This window comes from Tenericutes bacterium MZ-XQ (assembly GCA_002838205.1).
GTDB lineage: Bacteria > Bacillota_I > Bacilli_A > Acholeplasmatales > Acholeplasmataceae > Mariniplasma.
Genome location: CP017950.1, coordinates 439,009 through 452,287, shown reverse-complemented (window position 1 = coordinate 452,287; position 13,279 = coordinate 439,009). Strand labels below are relative to the sequence as shown.

Annotated in this window: 12 protein-coding genes and 1 other annotated feature; all 12 genes read left to right on the top strand. The window is 32.6% G+C overall.

Features of this window, described 5'->3' with window-relative positions:
- Window positions 1-204: 204 nt before the first annotated feature.
- Window positions 205-302 (top strand) — a binding site (purine riboswitch).
- A gap of 55 nt (window positions 303-357) precedes the next feature.
- The 12 genes from BK011_02325 to BK011_02270 all read left to right on the top strand — a co-directional run bounded on the left by BK011_02325 (window position 358) and on the right by BK011_02270 (window position 13,258).
- Window positions 358-1,821 (top strand): IMP dehydrogenase, encoded by a 1,464-nt coding sequence (locus tag BK011_02325; GenBank protein ID AUD64570.1) that lies wholly within the window; start codon window positions 358-360, stop codon window positions 1,819-1,821.
- Complete coding sequence (locus BK011_02320) at window positions 1,809-3,332, top strand: glutamine-hydrolyzing GMP synthase (protein AUD64569.1); 1,524 nt, start codon at window positions 1,809-1,811, stop codon at window positions 3,330-3,332. The genes BK011_02325 and BK011_02320 overlap by 13 nt, the downstream gene beginning before the upstream one ends.
- A gap of 148 nt (window positions 3,333-3,480) precedes the next feature.
- A complete protein-coding gene (locus BK011_02315) occupies window positions 3,481-4,446 on the top strand; it encodes a hypothetical protein (GenBank protein ID AUD64568.1) in 966 nt (321 codons plus the stop codon).
- A 366-nt stretch (window positions 4,447-4,812) separates the two neighbouring features.
- Window positions 4,813-5,811, top strand: a complete 999-nt coding sequence (locus BK011_02310; GenBank protein ID AUD64567.1) for a hypothetical protein — start codon at window positions 4,813-4,815, stop codon at window positions 5,809-5,811.
- Window positions 5,812-5,843: 32 nt separating this feature from the next.
- On the top strand, window positions 5,844-6,230 hold the full coding sequence (locus BK011_02305) for a hypothetical protein (GenBank protein AUD64566.1): 387 nt from the start codon (window positions 5,844-5,846) through the stop codon (window positions 6,228-6,230).
- Window positions 6,231-6,330: 100 nt separating this feature from the next.
- The gene (locus BK011_02300; GenBank protein AUD64565.1) at window positions 6,331-7,257 is read left to right on the top strand and encodes a LysR family transcriptional regulator; all 927 of its coding nucleotides are present in this window, start codon (window positions 6,331-6,333) and stop codon (window positions 7,255-7,257) included.
- 119 nt (window positions 7,258-7,376) lie between these two features.
- Window positions 7,377-7,967: a hypothetical protein gene (locus BK011_02295; protein AUD64564.1), complete on the top strand. Its 591-nt coding sequence runs from the start codon at window positions 7,377-7,379 to the stop codon at window positions 7,965-7,967.
- 4 nt (window positions 7,968-7,971) lie between these two features.
- Window positions 7,972-8,721 carry an aminoglycoside phosphotransferase gene (locus tag BK011_02290; protein AUD66120.1) on the top strand — a complete coding sequence of 250 codons (750 nt, stop codon included), beginning with the start codon at window positions 7,972-7,974 and terminating at the stop codon, window positions 8,719-8,721.
- A gap of 13 nt (window positions 8,722-8,734) precedes the next feature.
- Window positions 8,735-8,977: an NADH dehydrogenase gene (locus BK011_02285; protein ID AUD64563.1), complete on the top strand. Its 243-nt coding sequence runs from the start codon at window positions 8,735-8,737 to the stop codon at window positions 8,975-8,977.
- Window positions 8,978-8,985: 8 nt separating this feature from the next.
- Entirely contained in the window at window positions 8,986-10,662 is a 1,677-nt protein-coding gene (locus tag BK011_02280; GenBank protein ID AUD64562.1) for a histidine kinase, read from the top strand.
- A complete protein-coding gene (locus BK011_02275; GenBank protein ID AUD64561.1) occupies window positions 10,655-11,824 on the top strand; it encodes a serine/threonine protein phosphatase in 1,170 nt (389 codons plus the stop codon). The genes BK011_02280 and BK011_02275 overlap by 8 nt, the downstream gene beginning before the upstream one ends.
- Window positions 11,825-11,833: 9 nt before the next feature.
- Entirely contained in the window at window positions 11,834-13,258 is a 1,425-nt protein-coding gene (locus BK011_02270; protein AUD64560.1) for a ferredoxin, read from the top strand.
- Window positions 13,259-13,279: the final 21 nt, after the last annotated feature.

The following is a 13,279-nucleotide window of genomic DNA, read 5'->3' as shown; positions in this document are numbered from 1 at the left end:
AGATTAATAACATTGTATACATTACAATCATGCAATTGCATGATTTGGCCTTTGTAAAGATAATAAGTGTCTAACTAGTTCATAGAAAAAAACGTCTATTTTTGCATATCAATACTAGTACAATGTTTTACGGAAAAGATATGACTTACACATTACACTTGTGTAAGTTTTTCGTTTTACAATTGCTTATCTCGAAATCATTTGTTATAATACTCTTAATATATGCGTATAAAGCTTGAATATGGCAAGCCGTTTCTACCTCAAACCTCAAATTTGAGACTACGCAAAAAGACCAAAATGGTTTTTTTGCATATGCGCAAATAAAACCATTTTTTTATTATAAATAGGAGGAAACATATGAAAAAAGGTTTAACATTTGATGATGTTTTAATCCTTCCAGGAGCATCAGAAGTTGTTCCAAGTGAAGTATCTTTAAAAACATCACTCGTGGGTGGGATATCACTTAATATCCCTATATTATCTGCTGCTATGGATACAGTTACAGAAAGTAAACTCGCGATTGCAATTGCAAGACAAGGTGGGATTGGATTTATTCATAAAAATATGAGTATTGAAAATCAAGCAAAAGAAATTGATTACGTTAAAAGAAATGAATCAGGTATGATCAAACATCCAATCACTCTAAAAGAGACAAACACGCTTCATGATGCGGAAATGATCATGTCAACTTACAAAATCTCTGGTATTCCAATCATTAACGATGAAGGGATCCTAAAAGGGATTGTGACCAACAGAGATTTAAGATATCGAGAACTTGATGATACACCAATCAGTGAAGTTATGACTAAATCAAATCTTATCACAGCACCGACAAACACATCACTAGATGAAGCTAAACAAATCTTAATGGAACACCGCTTAGAAAAACTACTGATTGTTGATGACACCTATCATCTCAAAGGACTTATCACATCTAAGGATATCGATAATATCCTAGATTACCCACATGCTGCAAAAGATGCTCATGGCCGTCTTTTATGTGGTGCTGCAGTAGGAGTTTCATCTGATACTTTAGAAAGAGTAGATGCACTTATCAAAGCAGGTGTTGATGTCATCACAGTGGATAGTGCTCATGGACATTCTAAAGGTGTGATTGATATGGTGAAACTGATTAAATCAACATATCCAAATCTTAAACTCATTGCAGGTAACATTGTCACTAAAGCAGCTGCACTTGCTCTTAAAGAAGCAGGTGTTGATGCAGTGAAAGTGGGTGTAGGTCCTGGATCTATATGCACAACAAGAGTGGTTGCTGGTATTGGTGCACCACAAATCACTGCCATCATGGAAGTTTATGAAGCATTAAAAGATACAGATATTAAGATTATTGCGGATGGTGGTGTCAAATATAGTGGTGATATCACAAAAGCTTTAACTGCTGGAGCAGATACTGTTATGTTAGGATCACTTCTTGCAGGGACTAAAGAAAGTCCAGGAGAAGAAATCATCTATGAGGGACGTTCATATAAAACATATGTTGGTATGGGATCACTTGCAGCGATGCATAGAGGATCAAGTGATCGCTATTTTCAAAAAGGAAAAGATTTAAAGAAACTTGTTCCAGAAGGCATTGAAGGTAGAGTCCCTTATCGAGGAGAAGTTGCTGATGTTTTATATCAACTTTGTGGTGGGCTACGCTCAGGCATGGGTTATATTGGTGCTAAAACCATTTCAGAACTAAAAACAAAGTCAGAGTTTATAGAAATCTCATCTGCAGGCTTAAAAGAAAGTCATCCACATGATATTTCAATTACGAGAGCTGCACCGAACTATCAGGGGAATCACACATGGACAAAATAGTTATCATTGATTTTGGATCACAATATAATGCATTAATTGCTAGACGGATTAGAGAAATACATGTTTATGCAGAAGTGATTTCTCATCTGGATGAGATTATACCTGATCAAAGCATTAAAGCAGTCATCTTATCTGGAGGACCTAACTCGGTTTATGATGAACTTGCACCTAAACTACATCCATCAGTCTTAGCTTTAAATGTACCTATCTTAGGAATTTGTTATGGGATGCAACTTCTCATTCAAACCTTTGGTGGGAAAGTCGCTCCAGGAGATATTAGAGAATATGGTAAAAATCAAATTACTATTGAACATGAAAGTTTATTGACACTAAACATGCATGATACATCGACGGTTTGGATGTCTCATGGTGATAAAGTTTTAAAACTTCCAGAAACCTTTGAAATGCTTGCATCATCCAAACATGCAATGGCTATGGTGAAACATAAAGATCATAATATCTATGGTGTTCAGTTTCATCCAGAAGTCACACATACAACAGAAGGTAAGACACTCTTAAGTAACTTTGTTTTTGAAATTGCAAAAGCGAAACCTAATTGGAGTATTAAAGATTTCATCACTTCAAAGCTCAAAGAGATTAAAGAAGAAGTCAAAGATGAAGAAGTCATCTTAGGTCTTTCAGGTGGTGTCGATTCTACGGTTGCTGCTGCATTATTATCAAAAGCGATTGGAAAAAACTTAACGTGTATCTTTGTAGATACCGGACTTCTAAGAAAGCATGAAGCCATTGAAGTCATTCAAAACTATGAAGTCTTTAGTGACATGCATATCATTAAAGTTGATGCAAAACAAGACTTTTATCAAGCACTTAAGGGGATCACAGATCCTGAAAGTAAAAGAAAAATCATTGGACGTGTCTTTTTCGAAGTCTTTGAAAAAGAAAAAGCAAAACTTAAGAACGTTAGTTATTTAGCTCAAGGTACGATTTACCCAGATGTCATTGAATCGATATCGATCAAAGGACCCTCTCATACGATTAAATCTCATCATAATGTTGGTGGACTTCCTAAACAATCAACATTTAAAATCTTAGAGCCATTAAAAGAACTTTTTAAAGATGAAGTGAGAGCCGTAGGTAAATCTTTAGGTCTCGGAGAAGAACTTGTGAATCGTCATCCTTTTCCAGGTCCTGGATTAGGCATAAGAATCATTGGTGAAATTACAGAAGAAAAGGTTCATATCTTACAAGAAGCTGATGACATCTTTATTAAAGCATTAAGATCACATGGTCTTTATAATCAAGTCTCACAAGCATTTGCGGTTTTACTACCTGTAAAAACTGTAGGTGTGATGGGTGATATGAGAACCTATGAACATGTGCTTGCGATCAGATCAGTCAATAGTACTGACTTTATGACCGCTGATATCTCAAGGCTTTCTTATGATTTTTTAGATGAAGTCTCTACAAGTATTATCAATCAAGTTAGAGGTATTAATCGTGTGGTTTATGATATTACATCAAAACCTCCAGGAACGATTGAATGGGAGTAAATATTAGCATATACTGATAAATATTAAAAAGTCTATAGGAAATTATAGACTTTTTTGATAATATAGATATGTTCTATGAACGATACATTACATATCTAGATATATGTTATCAAATCATTAAAACATCTACAAAAAGAGGTTACAACATATGCAGCAAACAAAACTTATATTAATCGATGGTATCACAGGTTCTGGTAAATCAAGCACCTCACAATACTTAAATCAAGTGTTATCTGAAAATCAGATTGCATCTATTTGGTATCACGAAGAATCTTCAAACCATCCACTCGCTTACGAAAAAGATGTAGAAGTGTTTGAAAATGAGCATGAGATGAAGCATTTCATGACTTCAATCATCTCATTATGGGCATCTTTTACCAAAAAAGCCATAGACTCAGATCAAGTCCATATCATTGAAAGTCATTTCTACCAAGACACAGTTAGAATCTTATTTCAAAATCTTGTGCCTATATCGATGATTAAAGAATTCACAAACAAAATTCAAGACATTATAAAGCCTTTAAATCCTTATTTTATATATTTTCACGAGCCAGATGTTCATATGGCGATTAATACAATTTGGGAAAGAAGAGGTGAACGTTGGAAAAACTGGTTTATCTCATCTGATATTCAAACACCATTTGTTAAGTCTTTAACCATGAAAGATGAAGATCGAGTGATTCAGTTATGGAAATCATATCAAGATTTAACTGATATTTTATTTAACGAGTTTATGTTTACTAAGATAAGAATTGATAAAAACGACTATACTTGGCCAGATATTAAAAAAGAGATATGTGCATGTTTAGATATCACTTACCTTGAAGCATCTATAGAGAAGGCTTTATCACATTTGAATGATTACTGCGGAACCTATCATAATGAAGATCAATCAAAAACATGTACGATAAAACTAATAAACAATGAATTAGTAACAGATCTTAAATGGAAAGATATCACACTCATACCAATTAAAGAAAATAAACATCAGTTTATACTTTCATCTTTTCCGGTGATAATCACTTTTGATACTGACACTATAACAAACAGTTTAAAATTTGCAGTTCATGGAAGTTATTCAGATTTAAATGGACAAACGTTTATAAAATTCTAGCCATAGTACTTAAAAAGCTTTACTCATGAAAACTTAAGCTCTTAATGAAAATAATTGACAATGATTAAAGCTTTTTATAATTAATAATAAATATAATTAAACACCAACGATTTATGACATAATAATTACGTATACAAATCAATGAAATGCACTTATACATAGGATAGATGAAAATGAACTATACAAAAAATATGTATGTTTTCATGTTTATCAAAGGAAGAAAAAGAGAACGACATGGCTTACTTTCATAACGATCACTCATTTTACTATCATTCTTGTTTTAATGATATTAGGTATCATATATCTCATCACATAAACAATATATAATAGATAAAGTATTAAAATTTTGAAGAAAGGAACATCACTATGTCCATACATCAACAAAACAAAAATAAAATAGACGATGCACTTTATACAAAAGGAACACTTAAGTATCTTGTTAAAGATAATCCTTGTGTCCTTCTTGATGGAAGAAGAACACCTGGGATAATTGAAGATATAGATATGGAATCTGGAATGTTTACTTGGCGTATCTTAGATTTTGAAGATAAGGGCAAATGTTGGGAGTTACCTTTTGAAGATATCAGTCAATTTCAGTTTTTAGATGATGAAAAATATAGTGATAAAGATGTCATCAGGCTATATGAAGATATCATTAAACAAAAGAAAATTGAACTCAATATCAAAATCGATATCGACACCCAAAAACAAACATTCAAAAACATTACCAAAATCAAAGAAGATATCATTGCTTGGATGAATAAAGAAAGTAAGTATTTCAAATCTTATGACAAGCTTGATTGGTCTATGAAAAAAGGAAGTCCATTATTGTCAGAAGATTTAAAAAGATATTTAGATAATGAGCATCTTTTATATCTAGAAGATGAAACAACAAGTAATTTTTGTCTTAATCCGCATTCAGGAGAACTCATCAAAGGTATGATCATTTGTTTAGCTGAATTAGGACTTGTCAATTATCAAGGATTTGAAGTCAGAAAAAAATCAACTTTTACGAAACCATACGAAAAAGAAACAAGAAAAAGATATTTGATGCATAGATTGGCTTTTGTTCAAGCCATGTTTGAAAAAGCACATCAAAAAGAATTAACAGTTTATAGAGGTATGACATCTGAACAGACATTTAAATCATTTGAACGACCTTTGATCTCTACTACAGCGCATTTAGAATCTACTAAAGCATTTTTTGATGAAACGATACATCCAAAGCATAAAAGTGCTTATTTGCTGAAGTTAAATATGCCTGTATCACAAATACTGATGACTTATCTAGAAACACCAGCATTTAGCCATCAATATCTTGAACAAGAAGTCATTATCTTAAATAAAGATGGGTTGCCATTTTAAGATGATTAAAGTCTTTAGAAAGAAGGAAATTTATGATTACAAGAATCCATAAAGATAACATTCATTTGTTTGAAGAAATCTATCAAAAGCGTACATCTCAACCATTAAGTATCAACTCAATAGAAGACGATCATCTTTATCTATACGTCATCCATGATGAAGCGGTCTATGGATGGATAAGCATTGTTAAAATACCTAAAATTGGTTACGTTGATAGTATCTATTATTTAGATGAACTCTATATTGCACCTGAAAACAGACATAAGGGATATGCAAAACAATTGTTAGATCATATGCATCAAACATTTAAAGACAAACCGCAAAGACTTTATGTCGAACTATCAAATAATGATGCGATTGCTTTATATGAGAAAGAACACTTTAAAAAACAAAATCAATGTTATTACATGACTAAATAAGAAGACTCATCATACATAAAAACATTTTTTAAACAACTGAAATCGTTTACTTTTTCTTAATTAAAATCTACATGATATAATACATTTAGGTGAAAAAAACATGAATATCATGCATTTACGATACGTTTGCGAAATCGCAAAAACACAATCCATATCTCAGGCTGCAGAAAACCTTTTTATGTCTCAGCCAAACTTAAGTCGAGCGATCAAGGAACTTGAAGCTTCTTTAAATATTGAAATATTTACAAGAAGCTCTAAAGGGATGAGATTAACATCAAAAGGAGAAGAGTTCATTCAATATGCATATCGCATATTAAATGAAGTCGATGAAATTGAACATATGCTAAATGCTAAAGACGAAGAGTATGTGAAATTTTCAATTTCTGTTCCTAGATCAAGTTATATCGCAAAATCATTTACTGAGTTTGCAAGAAAACTACAAGTCTCATGCAAATGTGAGCTATACTATAAAGAAACCAATGCATTAAGAGCAATTAAAAACATTTTAAGTTCACATTACAATTTAGGCATTATTAGATATCAGAGTAAGTATGAATCATATTTCAAACTCATGCTAAAAGATAAAGCACTTGAGTCAGAGGTTATTTGTGAGTTTAAACCAGTTATTGTGATGTCTAAAAATCATGCACTTGCACATAAAGATATAATTTATAACAAAGACTTAAATGATTATGTAGAAATCGCACATGCAGATCCATATGTGCCTGACATGCCGATGACTGAAGTGAAGAAGATGGAATTACCCGAGACGGTCAATCAAAGAATATATGTTTTTGAAAGAGCATCTCAGTTCACACTACTAGAAACCATACATTCAACATTTATGTGGGTTTCAAGGGTTCCAAAAGAGTTACTGGATAAACATGATTTAATTGAAAGAACAGTTGCTGACTGCGATAAGATCTATAAAGACGTGTTAATATACAAAAAGAACTATCAATTTAGTGAAGTAGATCAATTGTTTTTAGATGAATTAGTTGTTCAAAAAAGGTGTTACATTTACTAACTAACCAACCGTGGTTAGTTTTTTTATATAGATATATCGATAAAGATATATCGATATATCAAATAAGCATTTCACTTGAAAACATGGGTTTGTTAACATAGTAGTGTGAGGTGATTTTTATGTTGCAAAATGGCGTATCAGAAGCTATCTTAAGTAGAGTTCCAGGATATATTGCATTTTTGGAAAACTATCATAACAGCTATATATCAGCAACGATCATTGCAAGTGAGTTAAATTATGGTGAAGTCATGGTAAGAAAAGACTTAGCAAAAATCAGTACAGGTGGAAAACCGAAAATAGGATATGAAGTTAGTCAGTTACTCAATGACCTTAAAAGCTATATGGGATATGATCATGAGACAAGAGCAGCTATTGTTGGTATGGGAAGATTAGGCAAAGCCCTTTATCACTACAATGGTTTTGATCCTTATCATATAAAGATTGTTGCTGCCTTTGATTTAAACAACTCATACGAGCATATTCACCGCTTCAAAGCGATATGCAAACTTAAAAAGATTGATATTGGCATCATAACAGTTCCAAAAGACATGGCACAAAGTATTTGTGACCTCATGGTCGAAAGCAACATCAAAGCCATATGGAACTTTGCACCTGTGATTTTAGATGTTCCCAAACATATTATTGTTAAAAATGAGAACATGGCATGTTCTTTATCAGTATTAGCAAAACTTACACACGATCGGAAGTGACTTGATAAATATGGAAAAAATTATCGGTATTAGAAATGATAAAACGATATTTAAAGATGGAGCATTAGTGATTAAAACTTTTCATAAAAACTACACGAAAGCTCAAGTGTTAAATGAAGCATTAAATCATGCTCGAGTAGAAGAGACAGAGCTTTGTGTACCAAAACTTTTATCTGTTACTGAGCAGAACGGACAATGGGTCATGGTTTATGCATATGTTCAAGGACAAACACTTGAACATATCATGCAAAAAAACAGTGATCGTTTTGATCATTATCTTGAAATCTTTGTAAACCTACAGTTAGAAGTACATCAACAAAACATTATGCATTTGCGAAAGCAAAAAGATAGACTGATTGAAAAGATAGAAAAAACAGATTTACTTGCAACAACTAGATATGAGTTACAAAGAAAACTAGATATGATGAGAGTACATAAAAAACTTTGTCACGGTGATTTTAATCCATCAAATATTATTATAGATCAAGATGGAAGATATTATATCATTGACTGGGCACATGCAACTATTGGAAATGCATCTGGAGATGCATCCGCAACCTACTTAGATTTTTTAATCAATGATAATCAAGAGCATGCAGAGAAATATCTTGATCTTTATTGTCAAAAAACAAAGACATCGAAGACCTATGTTAAAGCATGGTTACCAATTGTTGCTGCTGCTAGGCTTTTAAAAGCGAAAAAGAATGAAAAAGATAAGCTATTAGAAATTATCAATCAAAGAAATGATATTTAGGAGATAAGAAGTTATGAAAATCAATGTTTGTATCGGTAGTTCATGTCATTTAAAAGGTTCAAGATTAGTTGTTAGTGCTTTACAAGAGTTAGTAAAAGCACACGGTCTTGAAACATCAGTTGATTTATGTGGAAAGTTTTGCATGGGCAATTGTCAAAAAGGCGTAAGCATAGAGTTTAATGGAAAACATTTTTCTGCAAATGAAGAGAATATAGAAGATTTATTTCATAAAGAAATTCTATCAAATATAAAGTGAGGTAGATCATGAGTGAGATTATTGCATTAAACCGTAATCAATGTAAGAATTGTTATAAATGCATTAGACATTGTCCGGTTAAATCGATTAAGTTTTCTGGTAATCAAGCAAGTGTTGTTAAAAACGAGTGTATCCTATGTGGTAACTGCTATGTAGATTGTCCTCAAAATGCTAAAGAGATTGTCAGTGATATCGAAAAAGTTAAAGTGTTATTACAACAACATGATCAAGTCATTGTTTCTTTAGCACCATCGTTTGTCGCAAACTATGATGGTGCTGGTATCAGTATGATGAGAAAAGCCATCAAGCGATTAGGTTTTTTTGATTGTGAAGAAACAGCAATCGGAGCAGCACTAGTTAAATCAGAGTATGAAGATTATATCGATACAAAAAAACCGAAAATACTCATCACTTCTGCATGTCATTCTGTTAATCTACTCATTCAAAAGTATTATCCGAATCTTCTACCTTTTTTAGCGCCAATCATATCCCCAATGCAAGCACATGCACTTGATATTAAACGCAGATACAAAGATGCTAAAGTTGTTTTTGTTGGACCTTGTATTGCTAAAAAGGATGAAGCTGATTATTATCAAGGTTATATCGATGCAGTGTTGACTTTTGAGGAACTCAGTCGATTATTTGAATACAGTCAAGTTAGATTAGAAAAAGAAGTTGAAGAACACGACGGGTTTAAAGCTAGATTCTTTCCAACGACAGGGGGTATCATTAAGTCACTGTCAAGAAGAAATGATGATTATCAATATATAGCTGTTGATGGTGTCGAAAACTGTATCAATGTGCTAGAAGATATCTCTAAAGGAGATTTGAAGAACTGTTTTATTGAAATGTCAAGTTGCGTCGGAAGTTGTATTCATGGACCGATTATGGAAAAGTATCATAAAACACCGTTAAGAGATTATTTAACAGTGATTTCTTATGGCAGTAAAAATGATATTGATGTAGATAAACTTGAACAAAAGGCTTATCTGAAAAAGTTTCATTCAATCAAAAAGAAAAATGAAATACCAAACAAAAACACGATTGATGAAATCATGAAACAAATGGGAAAAACAAATCAAAAAGATGAGTTAAACTGTGGATCTTGTGGATATGATACTTGTCGGGAAAAAGCAATCGCTATTTTCCAAGGCAAAGCAAACATATCCATGTGCCTACCTTTTTTGAAGGAAAGAGCAGAGAGTTTTTATCGTAATATTCTAAATTATACGCCGAGTGGTATTATCGTCATCAATGAACATCTTGAAATACAAAAAATTAATGATGCAGCAAGAAAAATCATCAATGTAAGATCAGAAAAAGATGTTTTAGGTGAGAAGATCATCAAAATCTTAGATGAAGAACCTTTTAAAAAAGTGTTAGAGCAAAAAAGAAGTGTCTATCAAAGAAAAAAATACTTAGCAGAATATCAAAAGCATGTTGAAGAGTCTATCATTTATGATCGTGATTATCATATCATCATGTATCTGATGAATGATATCACAGATAGTTATAGACAAAATGAAATCAAAGAACAGCATAAAAAACAAACGATAGAAGTTACAAATCAGGTTGTTGAAAAGCAAATGCGCATTGTCCAAGAGATTGCTTCACTTTTAGGGGAGACAGCTGCAGAGACCAAAATTGCTTTAACAAAACTTAAGGAGCATCTAGAACATGAATGATTTATTTTTAGATGTTGGATATGCTTCTATTTGTAAACATAATGAAACATTATGTGGTGATCAAATTGAAGAAGTAAAAACTGAAGATAGTCACATCTATGTGCTTGCTGATGGATTAGGCAGTGGTGTGAAGGCATCCATTTTAGCAACACTTACTGCAAAAATTGTATCGACAATGATCTCACAAGGCATGAGCCTTGTAGATTGCATTGAAACTATTGCTCATACACTACCAACCTGCAAGGTTAGACAAGTAGCTTATTCAACATTTACTTTAATTCGAGTGAACCATTTAGAAGAAGTAGAAATTGTCCAATATGACAATCCCTCTGTTATTTTGATTAGAGATCAAGAGCATTATGAATTTTATAAGACTGAAATGATGATTGCGAATAAAAGAATCTTTCATTCTAAGTTGAAACTACAAGTTGGAGATTGTTTTTTAGCGATGTCTGATGGATGTGTTCATGCTGGAGTAGGTACTAAGCTTAATTTTGGGTGGGAAAGAGAAAACATTATAAAATACATTAAGCATTACAATAGAAAGCATGTAAACGCAAAAGTATTGGTAAATCTGATGATGAATAAATGTAAGGGTTTATATGATCATCAACCTGGAGATGATGCTTCCTGTTTAATGATTAAAGTCATTAAACGAGAACCATTAAATTTATTGATTGGTCCACCTAAAAATAAATTTGATAATCAGCAAATGTTATCGTTGTTCTTTTCTAAAAGGGGTAAGAAAATTGTTTGTGGTGGAACAACAAGTCAAATCGTCTCAAAATATTTAGGTAAACCCATAAAGACAAGTTTAGACTATAATGATCCGAATATGCCACCAACTGCTGAGATTGAAGGTGTTGATTTAGTCACAGAAGGTGTCATAACGATGAATCAAGTCTTGATTTATGCAAAAGATTTTTTAGGGGAAAACAAATTGCATGATCAATGGTCTTTTCAAAAAGATGGAGCATCAATGATTGCTAGATGGTTATTTGAAAAGGGCACTGATATAAATTTTTATGTCGGTAAAGCAATCAATCCAGCACATCAAAATCCAGATCTTCCCATTCATTTTAGTATTAAAATGCAATTGATAGAAGAGATTAGCACATGTTTAAAAAAAATGGGGAAAAACATAAAAGTCAGTTATTTTTAGGAGTAGAAGATGAGAAAATTCGATACACAAGTACAATATATAAAATATCAAGTGTTAAAAGAGGTATCTAACCAAGCATTTAAGGATTCTTTATTTGAAAATATGCTTGATATACCTAAACTGATCAATCCGACGAAAAAACCAATCTCGAGATGTTGTATCTATAAAGAACGAGCAATCTTAACAGAGCGGATCAAACTAGCCATTGGTGGAGACTCAAAAAACAGCAATATTGTTGAAGTTATAGACATTGCATGTGATGAGTGTCCTGTTGGTGGTTATGAAGTCGGAAGCGGTTGTAGAGGGTGTCTGGCACATAGATGTGCTTCAGTTTGCCCAAAACAAGCGATATCTTTTGATGATCATAAACGAGCAATCATTGATAAGTCGAAATGTGTTGAATGTGGTTTATGTGCTAAGGTTTGTCCTTATCATGCAATATCAAATCATATGAGACCATGTGTTAGTGCCTGTAAAGTCAATGCAATCACCATGGATTCGAATAAAGTTGCAGTGATTGATAATGAGAAGTGTATCAGTTGTGGTGCGTGTGTCTATCAATGTCCATTTGGAGCTATAGTAGATAAATCATATATTGTTAATGTGATTGATCTTCTTAAAAAGAGCAATGAAAATAAAGCATATAAGATCTATGCAGTTGTTGCGCCATCCATTGCAAGTCAATTTACGCATGTGAATTTGAGTCAAGTGGTTACTGCGATTAAGAAGGTTGGATTTCATAGTGTTGTAGAAGCAGCTTTAGGTGCAGATATGATTGCTGATCTAGAAACAAAAGAACTTGTTGAAAAAGGTTTTTTAACAAGTTCCTGCTGTCCAGCTTTTGTATCATATATCAAAAAGAATCATAAAGATTTACTTAAGCATGTTTCTCATAATTTATCACCCATGGCATTTTTAGCGAAGTATATTAAAGAAAATGAACCTTCAGCTAAAGTTGTTTTTATTGGACCATGTATCGCAAAGAAACAAGAATCTCAATTAGATGAAGTAAAACCTTATGTTGACAGTGTCATGACTTTTGAAGAACTTCAAGCGCTCATAGACAGTAAACATATAGATATTGAATCTTTAGAGGAATCACCATTAGATAATGCTTCTTATTATGGTAGAATCTTCGCAAGATCTGGAGGTTTAAGTGAAGCGGTGATGCAGTCACTTAAAGAAAACGAAACCCATGATTTTGAAGTGAATCCTGTCATTTGTGATGGGATAGAAGAATGTAAGAAAGCTTTATTTAAAATATCTAAAAATATATCTATTGGAAACTTTGTTGAGGGTATGGCTTGTATCGGGGGATGTATTGGTGGTCCAGGATCACTTAGTCATGGACCTAAGGATAAGATGCAAGTCGATAAATATGGAAAAATGGCATTTGAGAAAACAATTAAGGATTCAGTGAGCCAGTTAAAATAATGATTGGGTTATGATGAGTGT